This is a genomic window from Sphingobacterium sp. B16(2022), assembly GCF_012030425.1.
Taxonomy (GTDB): domain Bacteria; phylum Bacteroidota; class Bacteroidia; order Sphingobacteriales; family Sphingobacteriaceae; genus Sphingobacterium; species Sphingobacterium anhuiense.
The window spans coordinates 1,834,631-1,856,365 of record NZ_JAAUVN010000001.1 but is presented as its reverse complement, the minus strand read 5'-3'; the positions used below and the strand labels follow the sequence as shown (position 1 = coordinate 1,856,365).

General features: G+C 37.1%; 14 protein-coding genes. 4 read left to right on the top strand and 10 right to left on the bottom strand.

Annotated features, from left to right (window positions below):
- Window positions 1–183 precede the first annotated feature (183 nt).
- On the top strand, window positions 184–654 hold the full coding sequence (locus HCX49_RS08185; protein WP_168126747.1) for a hypothetical protein: 471 nt from the start codon (window positions 184–186) through the stop codon (window positions 652–654).
- Between the two features lie 160 nt (window positions 655–814).
- Here HCX49_RS08185 and HCX49_RS08180 read toward each other — a convergent pair whose 3' ends face one another.
- Entirely contained in the window at window positions 815–1,768 is a 954-nt protein-coding gene (locus tag HCX49_RS08180; RefSeq protein ID WP_168126746.1) for a 1-phosphofructokinase family hexose kinase, read from the bottom strand.
- A gap of 430 nt (window positions 1,769–2,198) precedes the next feature.
- On the opposite strand from HCX49_RS08180, the gene HCX49_RS08175 reads away from it, so the two are divergent.
- Together HCX49_RS08175 and HCX49_RS08170 are read left to right on the top strand one after the other, a co-directional pair.
- A complete protein-coding gene (locus tag HCX49_RS08175) occupies window positions 2,199–2,795 on the top strand; it encodes a DUF4468 domain-containing protein (RefSeq protein WP_168126745.1) in 597 nt (198 codons plus the stop codon).
- Window positions 2,796–2,830: 35 nt separating this feature from the next.
- Window positions 2,831–3,793, top strand: coding sequence for a hypothetical protein (locus HCX49_RS08170; RefSeq protein WP_168126744.1), 963 nt, complete (start codon window positions 2,831–2,833; stop codon window positions 3,791–3,793).
- 349 nt (window positions 3,794–4,142) lie between these two features.
- Here HCX49_RS08170 and HCX49_RS08165 read toward each other — a convergent pair whose 3' ends face one another.
- The 3 genes from HCX49_RS08165 to HCX49_RS08155 form a co-directional block, all read right to left on the bottom strand.
- On the bottom strand, window positions 4,143–4,799 hold the full coding sequence (locus HCX49_RS08165) for a response regulator transcription factor (protein ID WP_132768642.1): 657 nt from the start codon (window positions 4,797–4,799) through the stop codon (window positions 4,143–4,145).
- A gap of 18 nt (window positions 4,800–4,817) precedes the next feature.
- Window positions 4,818–5,594 (bottom strand): sensor histidine kinase, encoded by a 777-nt coding sequence (locus tag HCX49_RS08160; protein WP_168126743.1) that lies wholly within the window; start codon window positions 5,592–5,594, stop codon window positions 4,818–4,820.
- Window positions 5,595–6,263: 669 nt separating this feature from the next.
- A complete protein-coding gene (locus tag HCX49_RS08155) occupies window positions 6,264–6,839 on the bottom strand; it encodes a hypothetical protein (RefSeq protein ID WP_168126742.1) in 576 nt (191 codons plus the stop codon).
- 243 nt (window positions 6,840–7,082) lie between these two features.
- On the opposite strand from HCX49_RS08155, the gene HCX49_RS08150 reads away from it, so the two are divergent.
- Window positions 7,083–7,763 (top strand): hypothetical protein, encoded by a 681-nt coding sequence (locus HCX49_RS08150; RefSeq protein ID WP_168126741.1) that lies wholly within the window; start codon window positions 7,083–7,085, stop codon window positions 7,761–7,763.
- An 81-nt stretch (window positions 7,764–7,844) separates the two neighbouring features.
- Here the strand turns inward: HCX49_RS08150 and HCX49_RS08145 are convergent, their stop codons facing one another.
- Genes HCX49_RS08145 through HCX49_RS08120 form a run of 6 tightly spaced genes read right to left on the bottom strand, consistent with a single transcriptional unit; the run spans window position 7,845 to window position 21,422 of the window.
- Window positions 7,845–15,461 carry a LysM peptidoglycan-binding domain-containing protein gene (locus HCX49_RS08145; RefSeq protein WP_168126740.1) on the bottom strand — a complete coding sequence of 2,539 codons (7,617 nt, stop codon included), beginning with the start codon at window positions 15,459–15,461 and terminating at the stop codon, window positions 7,845–7,847.
- Window positions 15,462–15,485: 24 nt separating this feature from the next.
- A complete protein-coding gene (locus HCX49_RS08140) occupies window positions 15,486–15,902 on the bottom strand; it encodes a hypothetical protein (protein WP_168126739.1) in 417 nt (138 codons plus the stop codon).
- Window positions 15,903–15,904: 2 nt separating this feature from the next.
- Window positions 15,905–16,369: a hypothetical protein gene (locus tag HCX49_RS08135; RefSeq protein WP_168126738.1), complete on the bottom strand. Its 465-nt coding sequence runs from the start codon at window positions 16,367–16,369 to the stop codon at window positions 15,905–15,907.
- A 35-nt stretch (window positions 16,370–16,404) separates the two neighbouring features.
- Window positions 16,405–19,938, bottom strand: a complete 3,534-nt coding sequence (locus tag HCX49_RS08130) for a hypothetical protein (protein WP_168126737.1) — start codon at window positions 19,936–19,938, stop codon at window positions 16,405–16,407.
- 12 nt (window positions 19,939–19,950) lie between these two features.
- Complete coding sequence (locus HCX49_RS08125) at window positions 19,951–20,688, bottom strand: hypothetical protein (protein WP_168126736.1); 738 nt, start codon at window positions 20,686–20,688, stop codon at window positions 19,951–19,953.
- A gap of 53 nt (window positions 20,689–20,741) precedes the next feature.
- Window positions 20,742–21,422, bottom strand: coding sequence for a hypothetical protein (locus HCX49_RS08120; protein ID WP_168126735.1), 681 nt, complete (start codon window positions 21,420–21,422; stop codon window positions 20,742–20,744).
- Window positions 21,423–21,735 lie beyond the last annotated feature (313 nt).

The following is a 21,735-nucleotide window of genomic DNA, read 5'->3' as shown; positions in this document are numbered from 1 at the left end:
TATGGATAATGTTGCTAAGTATCTTAAAGTCTCAAAATGGAAAGTTCGGGAGTATTCCAACCTGTTATTCGGAAAGTCAATTCATAAATATGTAAGGAAGCCATGTATCATGGACTTCAATAGATGTAGGTCTTGATGCTTCCAATATCTCTGTTAGTCTTACCTTTCAAACTACTGATTCTAATGGAGGTAAAGCAAATTGGAAGGCAACAACATAAAAATGGTTATCTTGTTAGTATGAAAAAGCTTATTTTTATTCCATTTATAATTTTATTATTATTCTCTTGCGAGAATAGTAATAGAACAGTAGAAAATAAAAAAGTAACGAAAACTAAGAAGGAAGAGCCCTATTTTAGACCTGATTACCATTATGCGCAGCAGACACCTGATAGTCTACGAACTCCAGAACAAAATGCTTTGCTAAAAAAGCTTTCAATTGTGCTTTATGAAAATCTTGCTGTAAAAGACAACAAAATGGTGTTCAACTTAAATGAAAAAGAATTTGTAGCTAAAGGAATTCCTGTTGAATATTATGAATTAGTCCAAAAAGATTTGATCAATAATAACAAATTTTTCAAAGAAAACAATTATACAAACGTGGATTCAATTTTAAGAGAATCTAACAAACAGATCAAAGATTCACTGGGGTTATAGCAGTTTAAAAAGACATATGGACGGTACTTTAAAAAAACGTTTACAATCATGTAAACGTTTTTTTTAATGATAAAATTTTCACAGATGGTATTCACATAAATGCTGCAAGACTTTTTTATTTGAGTAATTTTACCGTATTTTTCACATCTAAACCGGTTGATTATTTACCATTGCCCTTATGCTTTTGGAGGAGATATTGGTATAAATTATCTACGTCTTCCTTCAAAAAAAGCCCAGTTCCTTCTGCCATTGTGGTCGCTGTACCACAAGCAATGCCCATACGCAATATTTCTTCCGCATTTCCCTCATTTACCAAAACAGAAACCATACCTGCGACCATACTATCTCCTGCTCCGACAGTACTCCTGACTTTTACAAGCGGTGCGGCTTGTTGTATCTTTCCTTTTTCAGAATACAGTACAGCACCTTTAGCACCTAAAGAAACAACAATTATTTCCGCTTTACCGTTTTGTATCAAATTTTTGGCGGCTTCATCCATTGTAGTTTCGGTCAATTCGCTTTTTCCTGAAAGAGCTGCTAATTCTCCAATATTCGGCTTCACGAGAAAAACACCCTCGTTCACAGCTATTTCCAATGCTTTACCAGAGGTGTCTACAATGACTTTGCTGTTTTTGTGCTTACATATCTGAATAATGTCCTTTATAAAGTCCGGCTTAACTTGTTCAGGTAAGCTGCCGCTTATAATCGTTATTTCGGGAAAAGTACTTATACTTTCAATAGTTCTTAAAATATTGATTTGTTCTTCCTCAGATATAGGTTGCCCCGGAAAACCGAACCTGAATTGCTGATTATTTAAAATATCTACAACAATAAAGTTTTCTCTTGTTTCATTTCCAACCGGCAACGGCAAAATATCAAGCTCTTCCTTTTGCAAAAGCTCTTCAAGAAGTTTCCCTGTCCTGCCTCCCGATGTAAGAATTGTAGTTGATGCTATGCCTAATCTTTTTAATGCGCGTGATACATTAATACCTCCGCCACCAGGTTCATATTTTGGAGCTTCACAACGCAGTTTCTTTTCGGGTACTAGCCCTTTAACCGTACTGCTTTTATCAATGCAGGGGTTTAATGTTATGGTTAGGACTGATTTTGACATTTTGTTTATATTTAGCTGTTGGCGAATCATAAAGTTGCCACGGGGATTTTTAACATCGCGTTTAATAGAAATACCTATTCAAATATAGTTAAAAAGTTTAATAGATTTCCTTCAGCCCCTCTTTTGGCAATACCTTGTTAGCGGTCATGCTTTCGGTTTTTAGTGTTTTATTTTGCCAAACGGCTGTTGTGCATTCGCCCTTATTTCAGTTCGCTTATAAAACAAATTGTTGATAAATCTGGAACGATCAATGATTGGTAATTTACCATAAAATAAAAACGTGGCCTTCTGAAAATCACGCATCTCTAAAAACTTATTTTTTGCCATTTGACAAATAATTATATTTTTGTTGATCCAAATTGGATTATTCATGATTTAAATCACGAATCCAGCAACAAAGGTAGAATTGAAAATTTTCAAAATGATGAATATGAAGAAAATGCTAGGTATGGTGATACTTTTGCTGGTTACACAGCTGAGTTTTGCGCAATATTTCAAATTAACAGCCAACGGTTTTGTATCTAACGACAATAACGATTTTGCGGTAGTAGATGTGCCTAACGTAAAACAGGCGGATTTGTACAAGAACGTACTCAATGCCATTAATTCGCTGTACAGCAATCCTCAAAAAGGCCTCAGTGTCCTGGAAGGTGAAAGTATTACACTGACAGCCTATGAAGAAAAAGCGATACCTGTAAGACATAGCAGTGGTGGTTTTGGAAAAACGAATTATAATTATGACCTGTCGTATACCTTGTCCTTTCTTTTTAAAGATGGCAAGATTCGGGTCAACAGTCCTACTTTTGAACTTAAAAGATGGTACGAAGGAACTTTCAGAGCTGGAAGTGGCTATGGCAATAGTGGCTGGACGACGCTAAATCTTGTTAAAGGCAAGAAGGATAGAGTGGCGATTTATGACCAAAATGGCAAATTGATTTTAGAAGATGCCACCAATGGATTGAACACTCATCTTAATACAATCGTAAAACAGATTATTGATAAATCGAATAGGATCAACAATTGGTAATAAGTGTTTAAAATAGGTTTTGGTTAGGATAAGTTATGGCAGAAAAATGGATTCATTCCATGAACGGAGTTCCTTGGACAAACGTTAAAATGAATGATGCAATTCAAATATTGCGACCTAATGCTTCTGTAACATTTGCTTTTGGAGCGGAAGAATTATCAGTATTAAAAGAACTAAATGAAATCGTTTTTCAGGTAAGACCAGATTTAATTCTTCATGTTTGGAGTGTTGCTGACAATCGCATCATAACAAATGAAGAATTGTCATTATTGACAAAAATGGGTAATGTCAAAAAGCTTTATTTCAATGGTTTTAATAATACTTCTTTACAAGAAGTTGCAGAAATGGAGCAACTGACAAGTTTACGACTTGAACCTAAAAAAAAGCTTGATCTTTCCTTTATTGAAAAATTAAATCACCTGACCAATATTAGTTTGACAGGAAAATTTATGGCGTTAGAGCCTTTGTCAAGTTGTAGTAAATTGACTAATCTACATTTATCTACTACAATTAATTCGTTTAGTTTTTTCAAAACTTTGAACAATATTAGGCATTTGAGTATTGATAATTGTATAACGTCAAGTGATTTTAACCAAATTAATAAGGAGACCCTGATCAACCTGAGCATTACTTCGATAAAAATGTTAGAAAATGTTGATTTTTTGGCAGACTTTCAAAACTTACAGTCTTTAAGACTTGGTGCTACAAGAGTAAAGACCTTACCAAGCTTAGCTAAACTCACAAAGTTGAAAAAATTAGAATTTGATTGTATGAAAGTTTGGGAAAATCCCGAAATTCTGCAAACCTTGCCCATGCTGGAAGAGTTATTACTGAAAGAAATTAACACGAAACTAAAAGCAGAGCAATTTTATTTTTTAACAGCTATGGATACTTTGACATCACTTGACTATAGGTTTATGGACTTCAATAAAAGTAGAATTGAAAAGCTAAATAATAGGTTTAAGGAAAGAGGTAAGGAATATATCCTAAAAAATTAATAATAAGTAATAAGTTAGTTATCAGTGGTTATAATTTGACTGTCTGAACGCATTGATCGGGTCGTCGCTTATTTTTCTAATGCAGTACTTAGCCCTTGAATTTGAGATCCTTGTCAGATGCATTGAAGCTTTTTAATTGCAGCAAGCTCACCAGAGAATGCTCATCTTAATACGCTCTTAAAACAGATTATTGATAAATCGAATACGATCAGTAATTGGTAATGTATATTTTTGTCTGTTTTTAATAGACTACTTAAGATCTTTCTAATTTCCCTATTAACAGATGGGAATAAAAATTTAATAAGCCATCTTGATTATGAGATGGCTTATTTTTTATCGGATTACAGTTTTATAAAACAAACAACTCGTTTTTTAAAGCAAACAGCACCAGTCCGGTTCTTGATTTTATTTCAAATTTTTGAAACAGATTTTGTCTGTAATTATCAATCGTATGTGGGCTTAAATTCATTTGATCAGCTATTTCTTTATAGGTATCTTCTGAACAGCAAAGCTGTAAAAATTTAATTTCATTCGCACTCAAATCCGCTAAAATATTTTGACCGGATTTGTTGTCCTGAATATTTCTTAATAATCTCCCAGAAACAAGATCGTTAAGGAAATAACCATGGTCGTTAATTGTTTTTATCGCCGCTACAACCTCACTTGTTTTAGATTCTTTAAGCAAATATCCTCCTGCGCCGTTTTTAAGCATTTTGATAATTGATTTATCTTCATCAAACATGCTTAAAGCGAGCACTTTGATTTGAGGATAGTTTGCCTTCAGCCAGCTGGTTGATTCGTAACCATCCATGACAGGCATGTTGATATCCATCAAAATAACTTCTGGAATTGGATTGCATACAATTTTATCTTTCATCTCTTTACCGTTGGAGGCATTAAAAACAATCTGGATCTCTTTAAATTCAGAAAGCAGGCTGATCATGCCCTGACGGAAGAGGGTATGGTCGTCAATAATTGCGATTGATATGATTTTATCGGCAGTCATAATAAAATAGATAAGATATTAATAAGGTATAGTAATAACGATTTTGGTACCTGATCCAGGTTTAGAACTAAATAGGGCATTCCCGTTAATCATTGCTGCTCTTTTCTGGATGTTCTGCAAACCCATGCCTTCATATTGTTGATTTACTTCAAAGCCAATACCATTGTCTTCTAGGGATAATGTTAAAACGTTGTTCGATAATTCTAAACTAATGGTAATTTGTGTGGCTTGGGCGTGCTTGAGGATATTATTTAGAATTTCCTGAAAAAGCCGGAAGATAATGGTTTCCTTTTCTGGTTGCGCTTTTAGGTCTTTTGCGTCGTTTAGATAGGTAATTGTAAAAAGGTCTGATTTTTCCAGCCATTCTAACTCAAATGCAATAGCCCCGGTTAATCCGCGGCTTAACAATTCTTCACCATGTAATAATCGCGAAATTGACCTAATGGCTTTTATGGATCTTTTCGTTAATTCCTCGGCAGTACTGATCTTCTCTGCAGCCTTTTCTCTATTTTCTAGATCAATGGAGCTTAACGTAATGACAGTTAAGCCCAAAATTTGACCAATATTGTCGTGTAAATCGTAAGCTATGGTTTTTAAAGTTTGTTCCTGAACTTCTATTTGAGATTTTAGAAGTTCGTTTTCGAACGCGCTTTTCAAGTTTCTTTTTTCTTCCGCATGTTTATTCTTCCGCTCGTTGTAAAGCCTGATATAAGCAATCAGAAATAACGGGATCGTTAAGAAAATAACCGTTATTATACTGATTAAGACGAGGATTTCCTTTGATGATATCTGCATATAAAAGCGTATGACCAGCAACAGTATAAAGTTATATTAAGTACGTTGAAAATAATATACCGAATAGAGTGCTGAAATTGTGATAATTGATCCCTGATCAGGTAGTCAAAGAAGATATTAAGTGCCGTGCTGCCAAAATAGAAAATAAGCGTTCCGTTTACCCACCAAAAAGGTGCATAGGAGTCTAATTTTTCATACTTTTCATCCCGTAATAATAGATAGTAATAGTATAAACTTGCCAGTACAAATACAAAGGAAATAGCAGCTGCAGTTTTAAAAGCAAAATTAGAAAATTGATTGCTGAAGAGTTCTGCGCTGTAAAGGATGATGAAAAGAGATAACCAGGTCATAAGCCATTTACTTCTGTCCGTATATTTTTTAAATAAGTTGTAAAAGAAGACACTAATGCTGAAACACTCTATTATTAGAAAAATGTTGTAGAGGGGTAGATTGGACATTTCCCATACTTTGCGCATATGGATTGCGAAAATCTCGGTAAGACATATGAGTACTAAATACAAAATAAAGAACCTCCATATTGGTTCTTTGTCGTTATACAGACAAAAACAACCAATAAGGAGGCAAATGAGTTCCGCGATTGTATTTACTGTCAAATAAATGCTCATCGGTTATTTTTAATCATTTTTTTGGGGAGTTGGTTATGGCTTATTAATGTATTAGTAATGCTCCAACATCCTTGCAATTTGCTGGAGGTGGGCACATCTCTCCACGGTTTTCAGGCACAGTGCCAATGATAAAACCGTTTATACCGTTATTTGCGCCAACTTTTCTATCATTGTAATAATCCCGATGGTATCTTTTCAAACTGTCTTTGGTCGAAACCATAATTAACGTATTGTGGTTCCAGTAAGGTCGAGGTGGTTGATGTTCCTTGCTTTTAGCATTGTAAGTACTGTCATAAGTTGCAAAGTAAAAACGAATTCCATCACCGCCTTCGGCTTCTATTTTTTCAACTAAAGCTTTTAATCTCGCAACACTAAACCATACGGCGCGGGTATCCGGTAGTTTCTTGATTTTAGAAATACCTTCTTCAGTAAAGACTGAGTCAACCGTACCAGCACGTTTAGCGTAGTTTCGGACATAATTTTCAGCGACCTGTAAGCTAAGGGTGTCCAAATTATCTTTAAAGTCGTTATCATTTGAAACGTTAACGGTTTTGTTCTGGCATGCAGCTAGACAGAGAGCTGCTAGGGCCAAAGTAATAGATTTAGTTCTGAGGTTCATAAAAGGTTTTTTATGTAAGTAAATATCAAAATAAATTTTTAGTTAATCAAATTATAATTATTTAATTTTATTGTTGAAAATAATTAATTAAAAGGCTTTTTTTAAAATTTAAAAGTTTTTACGGGTGATTTAAACCCTGTTTATAGCTTTTTAAAAACAGTGAAAACCCACAAGTGGCTTTGACTACAGGTAAGTAAATTTGATTTCATTAAATTTTTATAAACCATTTTACTTATTCAAACTATGAAATTAATCGTACAAGGCACCTATGCAAAGGCGCTATTTAACAACAATGTCGTTAATCCTGGTGAGGCAGGAACAGATAAGCAGGTAACTAGGGCTGTTTTTGAAACAGTAAATGAACTCGTTGATGCGGCGACGAATAAACCAACTGGCGCCGACCTTCCTGCTACAGTGACAGACAACCCAGCCCGGACGACTCCGGCAAAAGTACAAAGTCTTTTTGCGGCTCAACAGGCTACATCAACATCAATTGTTTTACTTGGCGAATCGCACGTTGATGAACCGGATCGGCAAAGGGCAGAAAACTACCTGGCTGCGATGAATGCAACGCCGCCAACGTTAAGTCCAACTCTTGTCGTTTTTGAAAGGGCCTTAAAGTACAACGCGCCTGATGATATTCCACTAGTACGCGAATCAAATCTAACAACGGTGAATTCAAACGGTAATATGATTGATTTTGGTATGCAATTGTCAAAAACCCAAAGAAGTATGGTTGTGGCGGGCTACTTAGCTGTATGTGTAGGTTCTGGAAATCAACAAGATATTAACCGTATTATTTTATTTTATGGTGCCAATCACAATGATATTTATAAATATTTTGATTATTTCGCCAGACATACCTCGGTTGATTATGTATTAAAGGAAACGCGTAACTTTTTCAACATACGCTCTAACGTGTAAAAAGATGCTGTAAAAACAGAAAAGCCCTTTCTTCAAGTCATAAACTTTGAGAAAGGGCTTTTTATTAACTTACCTTGCTTATTATTGCTTGATATCGGAAATGTTATTGACATCAATTTCCAGATTATTTAAAACCAGCAACGGTAAACTGTTTGTTGTTCCTGTGAGGTTGGAGTAGAAGAATGCTGAAAAGGTAATGACGCCACAGTTCAGTAAAGGTTTTGTGTCTACGAACCACTGCAATATGGTTTCATTTAATGCCTGTACAGCTTCGCCATTACCATCAACATCTGCTTTGGTAAATAATGTCGGCGGTACCAAAAGAATTGGTAAATTGATATAAGGCATTTCACCAAGCTTTCCGCTTGTTGTAAATTTATATTGTACGAGTATTTTTAAACTGGCTGCTGCGCTGCTTTGGTCCGGAGCAAGCAGTAACTTACTTAACAGATGGCAGAGATAGTGCTTTAACTGTTTTTGATCAGGAGCAGGTGGCTGCAGTTTAAAGGTATTGTTCAGATTCAACGATGGCATAATTGGATTGTTAAACCTGTTTAACGGTGTAGCGTAAATAAACTCGGGCGCAGTAGGGTACTGGCCTAGTGTTGCGTTTCTTTCAATCCATAAGCCGGCCCATGCATTTTGAATCAACAATACACTTAGATCTTTAAAGGTGATGCTTCGTGACCTTATCGTAACACCTTCTGTAAAGCTTAAGTATTCCTTTTTACCCTTAATAATTTTGTAATATCTCAAAATAACCAGTTCATACTGAGCGGGATCTTGACCCTGTGGTATAGGTAAAGGATCATTGCCATTGAGTTGAGTGCTGTAATACCATTCTGCTGTCCACTCAGGCAGGCTAACTTCAGGAAAATAGACATATGAAATTGCTTTATCGGCCGATACGACAGACCAATTGCTTATAGCAACCTGGAATAAACCTGTAGTCGGATCACTATCTGAAGATGATTCTGTAACCTGAAATACGGCTTTGATAACCTCCAAGATGGCTGCATAATTGGCTTTCAAATCTTTTGTGTACAGGCTGAGCCAAGCATCTCCGACATCGTTAACTAAATCGCTGTAGGAGCTGAGCATCTGGGTCAATGTTTTTAGTTCATCGCTGCTCGTATCTTTATTTACATTGGGCAGATTTGTTTTAAAATAATCTGTAAAATCATTTGAAACGGTTTCGAACTGGGCCAATTGAGCGAACAACGCTTTTTGTTTGGCACTTAGGTTTTTAGAATCTTGTAAATTTGCTATTTTTTCAGGATCAGCATTAAAGTAAACTTCAAAGTTATAACAGTCTTGTGCAATAAATTGATCTAATGTATAGTCGAATGAGAAATTGCTGAATTTGGCATCTTCTATCGTAATTTTATCTTGGTCAGTGTCTGCTATTTTAGGATTAATAATCTGGCTTCCAAAAACTGGTAATGCCGGGTATTGCCTCAGTGGAACAGGAATGTCAGTATTAGCCATGGTGCTGAAAGCAGCATCGAAAGGAATGATGAAATTTAACCATTCCGATAATTCGTAGTTTTCTAAATCGTCAGGTAAATTGGTTGCTCCTTCTTTTAATTTTTGAATATTGAATTCTGCATGCGTGATGTTGTACTGAACAGGAACCGAAATATGCGATGATAGCGAAGGAGTTTTAGCTTCAAAAGTATAGGTTAGGTAAGACGCTGAAGATTCTTGAGCTGCCGCAAAGTTTTTAAGTGGAATTTTCGCTGTAGAGAATGAATAGTTCTTTGCATCGTCTGCCACCTGATTATTAACAAATGGTTTACCATAATAATTTGGCGCTATTTGTTGTGTCTGATTTGGGTATGGTGTATCCATATCTACTCGATACTGCACCACGGTATTGATCATATACCCATTGTACAGGTTGATGAGCAGTTGCTGTTTTATTTTTTCAGATGCCAATGCTAAGCCACTTTCTTGCTGATCTGGATTTAAAAGGATCGGGATAGTCTGCAGGCCAATAGCATCAGCAACAATCTTTTTAGCATTTAATATTTTTGCTAAAATCCCTTGGTCGTCAGAACTTCCGTTTAAATGGTCTATCATCGTAATCGGTAAACTCAGATCGGAGCCTAATATGGTTTCGATGCTCTGTAAAAAATTTTGTGCCCACACTTCCGAATCGATCCCACTAAAATTGCGATTGCTGCTTCCGGTCTGACTTCCGGTATAGAAATCAAAATCATGTATTTCTATATCCTGTAAGCTGAAAAGGAAATTTGCCAGTGGTTGCGGTGCATAATAGTTTGCTTCATGGTAATTAACCGAACAAGCGATACCAGTTGTTTTATCGTTGGTATTTTTTATTCTAACCACCCACAATTCTTCGTTATGTGTATTGGTTAACGTGTTGTTTTTCTCTCCGACATAGGTTGCTGCCAGTTTAAACTGCTGGTTGCTGAAGGCCTGTTCAAAGTTTAAGGCAAAATCTCGAAGTGCTAATGATTTATTATCTGTATTCGTGCCTTTAGGTGAAAGGAAATCAGATGCTTTAGGTTTAATGGCATTGATCACCTGTTGTACGCCTGGCGCATATACTGCTATGCCGTTGTTATCGTAAATAAATTGAGGGTCGATTAAATTCGTTGATCTTGAAATGAACAGGTTTACAGATAATGCAAATATATCTTGCTGGTTTACAGGGTTGATGTAGCTATTAAATTCATAATCATAATTGTAAATCTTTGGGTTAAGATTTCCAGGTGCCTGATATTGATTATACAGATCTGGGTCGGCAATAAACGTTTGGATCCAGTCGGTCGTGGTATGGATAAAGGTAATCACGCCGTCCTTTAACGCTTGCTGCGCTGGAGCGAGCGGATATAGCTCATCTGGATTTGTCGATATTTTAAGATGAATGCTCACATCGTTCTGCATGACCTGGTCGAGGATGCCTGCGTAAATTTTTAAACTTTCTTTTGCCTGCGCAACTACGGCTGCCTTAAGATTTTGAACGTCAGGATCTGTTGGATTAAAGCTATACTTAGCGCCAGGTGTAAAATGGAATGTTAATTTAAAATTGGCATCAGAATCTTTGGCTACGGCTTTAAAGAAATAATAATCAGTAGTTAACGATGGCCATGTTGAAAAAGGTATTAACTGATCGAAGTATAAAATTTTATAACTTACCTGGTTCAATGGTGTACTAAAGATGTTTCCATAATTATCCTGCCAATTAAAATCTATCGTTACCGATTCACCCAGTCCGGTGTAGGCCGATGCAGCTTTTCCGTTGTAAAATTTACGCACAGGCATTGCTTTGCTATAATGCCAATCGTTATTGCTTGTATTGGGGTCTTTAGTCGGACTAACTGGTGTGACAGATTGTAAGCTGTTAAAGTGTTTACCATCACCATTAATGGCGTAATTTAATAAGTTATATTGGATCTGCAGGTCGTACGCATAGTTATCTGAATTGACTTTTTCAGCATGAAATAAATCATCTGGATTTTCTCTGTCCAGTTCAAAGCCTACATTTCCAGGTTTAATTACAGCGTTTCTGATAATCTGGTTTCTAATAAGCATCTGATTTAACTCTGCTGGTGTTGCAGTTTTTAGATCAGCCTGCCACTCACCAAAAAGAAGCGATTGCGAAGTGTCAATAGTTTGATAGAGCCCTGCCATATTCATATAAGCAGTAACTTGATTTTTTGGTAAGTTTTTATACTGAATCAAAAGGTAAATTTCCCCATTTCCGTTCTTATCAAAGAGTGATTCGGGCAATGTATCCCCATCTAAATCATAATACAGATAGTATCCACCAGTACGTACCAAAGAGGATTTCCATAAGCGGGATATAAAATCCATTGCTGTCGTATTACTTATTTTATTGTTTTCTGACCTTGCCGCAAATCTTAAGGTATCGGGATTGGTTTCGGTAGAAAGATTCGTGTTGATGAGCAACAATAAGAGTTTGCTAAAATCATCAGAACGTAATGCTCGAGCTTCGTCATTATCGGGGTTTGAGGAATATAAAATGCTTACAGAATCCAGTAGGGTATCGATATGATCAGCTCTGAGTAACGTTGTTAAGGTTTCAATACCACTAGCATCGGTTCCAAATACTTCAAAGGTGCGTTCGTTTATTTTTTCTTTAGCCTGTTCGCTTATTTTTTTTATGGTTATGGGAACCATTGTACCATAGAAATAGCTGTCTTGTGGTAAGGCATTAACTTGACGTGCAGCATCTGGTCTAGTTTGCATCGCAAGTTTTAAATCAACAATAGGATCGCTGCTTCCAATTCCGGCTAGGGATGATGGAAAATTCCAAATTGATGGGATCGGAGTGCGGCCAAAGGCACTCCAGGCAATCGGGTTAGAGAATGCAAATACGCGACTTTGATCTTGATACAATTGTATCGGGGATGGTCCCTTCGTAATTTTTGGGGTTATTCCAATTGTTTGGAAAGCGTATATTCTATCTATTTCTTCCTGCATTAATGCATATTCAATGCTGTTTACATCGGTGTTCTGTCCGTTGAAAATTAACCAGTTGATGGCTATTTCCGGATCTGTGGGTTTACTAAGTGTAAGGCTATAGTTAAATTGAGTAGGATCGTCGATCACGGGCATCGTGAATTGTTGTCCAGTCAGCTCATATAATCCATGTAATGCGGAACCTGGATTGCCATCAATGACTTCCGGTAACCGGAGGCCATGTAAGGCAAATCTGCTTGCGCTTCCACCTGCTTTTGAGAATCCATTGCTTTGATAAACAGCATTTAGAATAGTTTGAAGGCTTAGGGATTGTACATTGGTAATAAAGAAGCTTACACCATTTTGCAAAATATTTGCTTCAAGATTTGCTTCTGCAATTACATCCAGCTCCAAGCTGTAAGTTGTTGCAAATGACAAGAATGTACTGTCTTTGTCGATCGTAACGGTGAAGTGTGGCAGCGTTACAAGGCTAAAGGTCTCCAGTATGAGCTTTGTTTTATTATTTTCCATTACATCGGCCAGCTCACTTATTGTTAATTTATGGCTTTTTTTAATGGAATCGAACGTGTCGTTCGGTAAAATAATGTAGTCATGTCCATTGATCTCCATACCAGCGCCTGTCTGAAACATCATGGTTTTCAGGTTGTTGGTAATGAATTCCGTATTCCAGTCTGTACCTGTGTGGGTATATGGATATAACTTCTGTAAGCTAGAAAAGGTTTCTGCTGCGGCTAATGTGTATGCAATACCAGGGATTAGGATGTTTTTACCAGGTACTAAAATTCCCGGTATTGCTTTATTGGCTAAAACAATAGACAGGGCACTCACGTTAAATTCATTGGCAATGGCGTAAAGTGTATTTTCTGCGTCGCTCGGTAAGATGTAGTTGTAAACTTCTAAATTTTCCTGTGCCGATTGAAGAAGTGATTTGATCAATAGCTGGAAATAATCTGTAAACATGAGCGTAGCCATAGATTCGGTCTTTTCGCTTTGAACAGCTATCCTGTTTTCAGGGTCGCTATCGGTAAATTGCGATACCAATTTTAACACTTCATTCAGGTACAGCTCATTGACCGTATTGAAGGTGTTAAAATTGACGACATCATTATGTGCTGAATCTGTCATCAACAATTCTGGAATCATTGGAAAAACCGTTAACGGAAGTGTTTGCTCCTGATCTGCCTGTGCTTTAATTAGATTAAGCACATACAGTTCTTTTATAAAATTAATAAGCTGTTTATAGTTGAATGAATCAGTATTACCGGACTCAGGTAATGGTTGATTTAGGTTGTTTATGATCTGATCGATTTGCAGGGCAGAAATTTTGTCGCTCAATAAATCAGAAAAAGAGGTGTCATGTTGTTGCGCTAATGCTACATGAAGAGCCCATGACAAGAGGCCGATGCACAGTTTGTCAAATGGTTTTAATGTACTGTCGGCATGAAGCGAATTTTCATCAATGACATAATTTGTTATTGGTGTATGATTATCATTTTCTGCAAAAAGAGATGCAATACCAACTGTTGTTTGTACCTGCTCTGGTTTTGATGCACTAAAGAAAGGAATGAAGTATAGATCTAATTGTTGTGGAGTATCTATCGTCACCAAACTGTTCCAGTTCAAAGGAACAGTAGTTGTTTCATGATGGTTCAAGCGGTATAAAGAACCTTGGGCTGAGATTGGTTTCCATTGCGCTGGACCAGATGAACCAATGGTAAATTGCTCTCTGATAGTGGCACTAAAGGATAAGTGTATCTTGATGGAGAAAAAGCCTAGGTTTATTTTTACGGTTAGCTGAATGGAGACTCCAGCCTCAAAAGCAAGTAAAATAGGTTCTGCAGCTTCTATGGTCACGGTGGCTTGCGCATATACAATAATATCAAGTGTCGCTGATATAATAGCAAAGTTTACGGAACCAAATATATGGCCCACAATACCAAATGTCCCTTTCAGTTTATAGTACAGATCGGTATCTGAGGAACGGACAGTGTCGGGAGAATAAGGTTTGAACCAACCGAGTGTACCTTCTACAATACCATAAAAAACAAGGGTTAAGCCTGCGGAAAGAATACCTTTGTTGAAGGTTTTACCCAAACCCAGATTTAAACCGATACCAAATTCAAGGACAGGATTAAAAGTACCCAAATCTGTTTTAGGTACCGTTAATGAGGTTGATCCGTTTAATACGGCAAAATAAAAGCCGCCAGCTCCTGTGAATGGAAATGCTTGAACGGTGAACGAACGGGAAAAATCATTATTATAGGGGAAACCCAGATCAATTTTGAAGTTCCCGTTGGTATATATCCATATACCAATGACAGGAAGTGTGATGGATACGGCTCCAAATTCTAAATTTCGGATACTATCGGGTAGTTTCAATTCTATTTGAAAGACCCCGATATCGTCCGTTATTTTCTTGTATAAAATTTCAAATTCAAGTCCGGCAAATACTTTTGCTTTTTCGCCCGAAAGACTGAGGTAAAGTCCATAGAGTACGGGGTCATTAAATACAATTTTAAAGGCAACCGTATTCATAATAACAGCGTCAATAGCAAATAACCATTGACTGTTGTTGTTGAAATGTAGAGCCTGCGTAAAAGGTGGTACAACGGTTCCTGGGGGTGGTTCCTTCATTAATTCTTGCAGACGGTCGACAACCTCATTGACGTGATTGTACTTAGCTGCATCTGCAAGTTCTAAGTGCTGACCGGCACCTAAAAAGTTGAGTTTAAAGATACTTGGTTTAGGAGCTGGCTGCGGCATGCCCTGTGGATCGAGTAAATTAATACCATCCTGACCAAATAATTCATCAAGTTTATATTTTATCCCTAAAAAATCCAAACTACCTGTCATGTTAAAATTTACATCACGAATAGAGCGGGCCATGATGCTGAGTGAGGTGATCTCAAATCCTGGTATTTTTATAGCTGTATCGTATTGTATTCCAAATTCAATTGGTTTGCCAGATGATTTAGAAGGGACTTTTAGCTTTAGTTTAAAGTTTTTAATTTCGGCATTCAATATATAACTCCATGGCGCATCAAAATTTAAGGTATAGCTGGGCTTTACCATATGGATAATACCATTGATAAGTTCGCCTAGTGTAAATGTTGGCATGTCCACTTCGAAATTTGTTTCATTATCAGAAAGTGTTCCGGTAAGGACAAGTGGCTTGCCTGCAAATGTTAGATACATGCTGGCGCCATATGCAGTTTGATACGACATAAGTTTTATTGTATGGCCATGGTATTAGCCTGTTCTGGTGACTTTAATTTGAAATCCAACCCCATCAATAGTTATGTTTCCTAAAAGTGATGCCCCTTTATTTATTTTCACTGCAATTAGGAAAGAAATTTGGTCGATAGGGTGGATCTCGATAATCTGCATAAAGGCAATCTGGTTAGATGCCTTTAGTACAGTGAGCCCAGGAATGATCTCTTCAATTGTTTTGGTAATACTGTTTAACGATTCCTGCGCATTAATAAATGTCCCTGCTTCACCTAACTGTTCGGCAACGCTGGTAATGGCTTTGTCCGCCGCCGAAAAAATAACAGGATCGGCAGAGAGGGAAGGCACGGTATAATAGCAAATCAGTTTTTCGTCTGTTTTAGCTACTAACGGAATGACGCGTCCCTCTAAAGTTATGGTGGTGCAGATTTCAGACATGTTTAAGCGGTTTGAGTTAATGCAATATTGAAGGAAACCCCATCGAGTGTGATGGGCCCAAGTGTATTGCCCTCGGTCAATTTTAAACCCATACCAAAACTGTATCGACCGTCTTTTGCCGTATCGGATGATGGTGGCTGGATCACAAACTCTGTAATCACCAGTTCTGACTTTAAGATTTGTTTTAATACAGGTAAATTGCTTAAGCTGTCAATCTGCGTAGTAACTGTGTCGACTGAAATGCCTGTTTCGTCACTAAATTTATTTAAGATCTGCATCAGCGCATCTTTGATCTGCCCTAAGCTAACAGCCGTATAAAAAGATTCGGAGACATAGGAAAATCTAGGTATTTTAAGATTTGCTGCTGTCAGCATAATCTGCGAATCGCCAAAGGTTAAATAGACTGCACCTCCATACGTGGTTGCGTAAGTTGATGTCCCGGTTGTGGTTAAATTTTTAGAAGCCATTTTTTTTAGTTTTAAAGGTTATTAATTTATGTTAATTAAGTTTTTGATTTCTCCGCTTGATAAGCGCCATACCAGCCCAAATTGCCTTTGTTTGAATCATCCGTACTTCCATCGGGATTACCAAACAGATAGAAAATTGTATTTCCTGATCTGGGTAGTTTTAAACCCATTAGTGAAAGCCCGATTTGTGTAAATACCATGGCGTATTGTGTTTTTTGACCATCTGTAGCTGCTGTGTTGATAAACATGATTGAACCAACAGCAAACTTTAAAATACCTTGTAAGCTAAAGCCTTTGTCAGCCTTGCTACCACTGAAGGGCATTTTTATGAAAACCTGTGCGCAGTTACCTGCTAGACCAGGGCTCCAGGCGAGTAAAATTTCGGCATTAAAGCCAATTTTAGCTGTCAATGCACCCATGGATCCTAAATTGACATTAAATCTAAGTGCATACCAGGTGCTGGACAGGGGTAAGGTGGACAGCGGAGCGTCTACAGGAATATAAGATAAGGAAGCTGGTGTTACTGCCGGTGTATCTTTTGCAGCAGTGGCAGGGCTATTGTACAGTAGATTAGTTAAATCAAGAGGAAAATGGGGTACAAGGCTATCTGGACGTGTCTTCACATCGTTTTTACCGAAAACTATACCTGCAGGTTGAAAACTAAATGTCTTTGTCGGGGTATGGTCTGATCCCAGCACATTGAGATTAAACTTCATATCCAAGATTAAATTGCTGCATGGTAATGAAGTATAGGAAAGCATATCAAAATTGTCGAGCTGCTGGAAAGCTAAATTTCCGCTGATGTAAAATCTGGAGGTAACATCTGCAGTGTCTGTTTCATCTACAGTTGCCAACTGTACAGCAAGTACAGTTACATGGGTGATGGCTACACTGCTTAAAGTAAGCGTATTGGTATCGGTTATGGAAAATGAATAACCCGTGTTTCCATTTCTTTTATCGTAAAGGCCCTTCATAACAATGCTATATTGATTGATGGCATCCTTGTTTGGATTAGATTCAGAAATGACAGGTTCGTTAAAGAGTGTATTTAGCGTAAGCTGAATTTTAGACTTAAAGTCTTTAATGACCGACTTGTCAAAAATAACTTGCAATTCAAGTACTTTAAAGTCGAAGTCTCCGGGTGTAATCGGTAAGTTAACTGGAGGGTGTATTTTTAGTTTATTACGTGATTCGGAAGTTTCATTGACGTAACTAATGAGGCCAAACATCGAACTTTTAAAGTTTGCGTCCAGTTTGTTGTCTGCAGTTAAACCAATGTGATTAGCTTCTATACCGAAGTGATGAGCTGTAAATCTAGAGGTATCAATACCTGCCATGATGGCCTTGATTTCTTTTGGCAAACTGGTTAAATCGATCGTAACCTGGAGACAGATAATGCCAGTCCAGTTTGGATCGGTGACTATATTTACAAAGTTGTAAAATGGACTATTTTCTTTATCGTTGACTACTGCCTGTTTTGCTGTATTAATATAATCTAATATCCATTTGGTAAGTGCAGGTATTTTCTCTTGGTTATTGAAGTTTAACGGATCTGTCCACAATTTTTGATTTTTAATTCGTTCTTCAATGGAATAATTACAAAATTTAAAAATAACGATGTTGTTAAATCCGTTTTTATCTGTCCATTTATTTTGACCTGTAATATCCAGTATAAACGGCCATGCTGCGATATCAATTTTATTTTGAAAATAGCTGTTGTAGAAATCGATATGACCAGGAACGGGGTTACTGATCACTAAAAATTGCTCATTGGTTTGAAAGGCTTCCTGTAAACCCGTTTTGCTGCCTTCTGTATCCATGTTTTTAAACATTAAAGGCTGCAGAATTTCATTTTCATCCGTGGAAACCGTTGGATTGGCCAATGTTAAACTCTGCCAAGCAGATTGATCGTCAGTTAAGTTAACCAATAATCCTTGTGGAGTAGTACTTAAATTTACATTATTGGTGCTTGTTGCTTGTATACGTTTTTTCTGAAGGTGTTTAACAGTCTGGTTGGCAATAGCGATGGCTTGTTTACGCGCTGGATTTAAGATCTGTATTTCAAATTGACGGATAGTTTCTTGATCGTAGTAACCTGAGTCACCTTTTTTACGCATCCCTAAGTAGGGTTTACTGACTGCAGAACTAGCTAGTGGAAAATATGCGTTTTGATGTTCGTTCAGTTTTGAGGATGGGACTTCTGCATATCCTAAAATACCCGGTGTTTCACCAGGATTAAATAGTGCGGCGCCTTCTGGCTGTGAATGATAGAAAATAGGAGTAGCGTTATTTTGTTCCGATTTTTTAAACGAAAACCAGGCTGTGGTAAATTCATTGCTTAAAAGCGGTGATTCGTTTTTTACATTTTGGTCATTAAGAATAGGGAAAACCGGAGCATATGCTGGCTGATTGTTTTTAAAATTAATGATGTCACCTTTATAAATTTTATTTTCCCCAGTGAAACTGATGGTTTCAGTTCCCGAAATTCCGCAAAGTAGCCTGTTTTGAATCATGGTCTGCTCCATTGTGTCTGCATCCATTAATATAAAGTCTCCTGCAATGGTCCAGTAGTATCTTGATTTACCGGTATGGGTATCATCGGGCGATTTGCTAAAGACAAGAAGAGAATTTGCAGTGCTTTCGACGTTTAAGAGTTTACCATAGGTTGTCGGGATATTTGTGTATAGGGGTGAAGAAGGTTCTAATCTAAAACTTGTATAATCTGGACTGAAGATAGCGCCGGGATGAAATCTGGCAGTGAAATTGAGCAGATTTGTATTGTTGAAAAGCAAATAGGTCATTTCGGTCATACAGTTCTTTGGGCCAAAATAATACTTTAAACCAGTGGGCATAATGGTATATAAATTTTTACCGTTATAAGGATATAAATCTTGTTCAATTTGATAATATTGTGGTTTATCAAATTTCAAGGGAAAGGAAATAGCATACTGAATTGAACTGCCAGCACTGTTCAATAAAATAGTTAAAGGTATTTCTGAAGAGGGGTTCGCATTTTTTCGTGCTATACTACCCAAGGGTATAGGTGCCATAGTACTCAAAACATTGGTTAGGTATAAACCATAATCATATGGAACGGATATAGGAATCCTTTGGATAATAAAGCCATCGAGAGATTTATTCAGGCTTACCTGACTGTAAGGAGCAACAGCAAAATAGTTGCTGTTATTAAACCATAATTGTTGCGATGCCGTAACCGGATTTTTCTTTATGCTGTAAGAATTGTCAAATATAAGGGCTTGTGCAAACTGGTACTGTGCTATGACATCCGGGTTTCCTCCCTGGTTAAGCCACACAAAACAATGATCGCTTTGTTGTTGATAGAAAGGGTAATTGGTTTTTAAAAGGGTATATAATTTTTGAATGAATTGGTTATTTAAGTCTGGTGCTTCTAAGGCAAAAATATAAATACTGGCATGTTGATTAAAGCTGTCGGCTAGTGTAACTGATGGAGCTGTACTTAATTTGGGTAAAAAACAAGCCCGCCATTCTGTAGCAGTAACATAACTGTACAATCCTGGAATTTGAGTAGCTTTAAATATAATGCTCATCGGGTCTTTATTTTAGTGATTTATAAAAGTGTAAGAGGCAACAATATCTGTCCAAGCAGGTCCTGTACCATAAGTAATGGTGTACAATGTTCCCCGGATTAAATCGAGGTTGTTTATCGCAATAACATCTTCGCTCACAGTGGAATTGACAGTTTGCTTTTTAATCAGGTTATTGCAATCACTTAAAAAAGTCTCACCATTCCATACTCCGATCCAGTTTTTATTTTTAACAGGAATATTTCCTAAAGGCGTATTGAATTTGACAACTAAGTAATTATCTCCTCTTTCTAAAACCTCCAATGTTGTAGAAAAGGAAAGTCCGGGTTCGAAAAATTCAGCAGCTGCTTTAAAATAAAGTGTTGCTGAAACTGTGCTGGTATTACTTCCATTTCCAAGACCAATGATATATTCATTTTTCTGTATGGATAAGGAGTCGAAAGCAAAATCACCACTACTGGTCGTCCCTAAAATATAGGCTTTATGCAAAGGCGGCGAGTCGTATAAAATTTGACTTCCTTGCCATATACCGACCCAGTTTTGATTTTTAAGCGGATTGTTTCCTGACATCGTATTGTATTTTATCGTGATAATTTTGCCAGTAACCATATGCCCATTGATCGAAGTTTGACTTTGTATCGAAGAATCTTGTTGAACAAGAATTGATGTACTTTGCCCATTTGCAGTTAGAACCTGAAGGGTAATGAATTGCAGAAATAGAAACGTAAAACATAAGCCCTTTTTAATCTTCATGATTCTTTTTAAAAGTTGGCCCAAATAGGTATACTTGGGCCTTTGATCATGCGTTATGCTTCGAAAGAATAGTAGCTAATGATGTCGCTGTAGTTCGGTGAGCCACCTTTTGAGCTCATCCCATAAACAACTGTGTAGGTTTGATAGCGTTCAAGTCCATTTGGGATCTTATTCATAGATATCGAACCCGAGCTATTATCAGAGGTAGCATTAGCACTCGCAATTACATTAGCGCCAGTAAAGCAATTTGCGGTAAAAGGACCTTGAAATAAAGCGATCCAGTTCCCATTTGTTTTAGGTGAGTTATACAGAGGTGTGATGTAGCTCGCAATCAATGAATTTGTTCCTATTCCTTCCTCTGGTACCGAAACACTGCTTAAAGTTGGTGTTAATGGATCAAAAGGTTTCGAATTTTGAGGTACATATAAGGTTGCACAAATTGTAGTACCGACGTCATGATTTACGCCAAAGCCGATGATGTAATCTTGCCGTTGCAGTGTTAAACTGTCGAAATTTGTTGTGCCTGCTTGATTGTCTGTTTCAATTTCGTGCGTATCTAATGCTTGATCTAACGCTTGGATTTGAGATCCTTGCCAGATGGCAGCAAAGTAACCCATTGTTTTAGGGTGAGCCCCTGGTAAAGAATTGAAATTGATTTTTACCGTTCCACCATCGAAGATCGATCCGGTTAAATTGATGGTGCCCTTTTGAGAGTCAATAGTTTGTAGTCCCATGATTTAGTGTTTTAATGTTAAGTTTATTATACCACTAAATTGAATATTATAGTTAAATGCTGAGAAGCTGAAAACAGCCTTTTGTCTAAGCGCTTTTACCTAAATATAAGAAGCTGGAATTCATCATACTGGATGGAAATTGTCATGAAATGTATATGCATTAAAGCTTTTTAATTGCAGCAAGCTCACGACAGGATACCCATCTTAATAAGCTCTTAAAAACAAATTATTGATAAATCGAATAGGATCAGTAATTGGTAATCAAGGTCTTTAAACAAGAAAAAGCTAATCTTTCGATTAGCTTTTTCTTGTT

Bases quoted from the DNA above. Each gene is read 5' to 3' on its own strand.
- HCX49_RS08185 (WP_168126747.1), top strand. From the start codon at position 184: ATGGAGGTAAAGCAAATTGGAAGGCAACAACATAAAAATGGTTATCTT.
- HCX49_RS08180 (WP_168126746.1), bottom strand. From the start codon at position 1,768: ATGTCAAAATCAGTCCTAACCATAACATTAAACCCCTGCATTGATAAA.
- HCX49_RS08175 (WP_168126745.1), top strand. From the start codon at position 2,199: ATGAAGAAAATGCTAGGTATGGTGATACTTTTGCTGGTTACACAGCTG.
- HCX49_RS08170 (WP_168126744.1), top strand. From the start codon at position 2,831: ATGGCAGAAAAATGGATTCATTCCATGAACGGAGTTCCTTGGACAAAC.
- HCX49_RS08165 (WP_132768642.1), bottom strand. From the start codon at position 4,799: ATGACTGCCGATAAAATCATATCAATCGCAATTATTGACGACCATACC.
- HCX49_RS08160 (WP_168126743.1), bottom strand. From the start codon at position 5,594: ATGCAGATATCATCAAAGGAAATCCTCGTCTTAATCAGTATAATAACG.
- HCX49_RS08155 (WP_168126742.1), bottom strand. From the start codon at position 6,839: ATGAACCTCAGAACTAAATCTATTACTTTGGCCCTAGCAGCTCTCTGT.
- HCX49_RS08150 (WP_168126741.1), top strand. From the start codon at position 7,083: ATGAAATTAATCGTACAAGGCACCTATGCAAAGGCGCTATTTAACAAC.
- HCX49_RS08145 (WP_168126740.1), bottom strand. From the start codon at position 15,461: ATGTCGTATCAAACTGCATATGGCGCCAGCATGTATCTAACATTTGCA.
- HCX49_RS08140 (WP_168126739.1), bottom strand. From the start codon at position 15,902: ATGTCTGAAATCTGCACCACCATAACTTTAGAGGGACGCGTCATTCCG.
- HCX49_RS08135 (WP_168126738.1), bottom strand. From the start codon at position 16,369: ATGGCTTCTAAAAATTTAACCACAACCGGGACATCAACTTACGCAACC.
- HCX49_RS08130 (WP_168126737.1), bottom strand. From the start codon at position 19,938: ATGAGCATTATATTTAAAGCTACTCAAATTCCAGGATTGTACAGTTAT.
- HCX49_RS08125 (WP_168126736.1), bottom strand. From the start codon at position 20,688: ATGAAGATTAAAAAGGGCTTATGTTTTACGTTTCTATTTCTGCAATTC.
- HCX49_RS08120 (WP_168126735.1), bottom strand. From the start codon at position 21,422: ATGGGACTACAAACTATTGACTCTCAAAAGGGCACCATCAATTTAACC.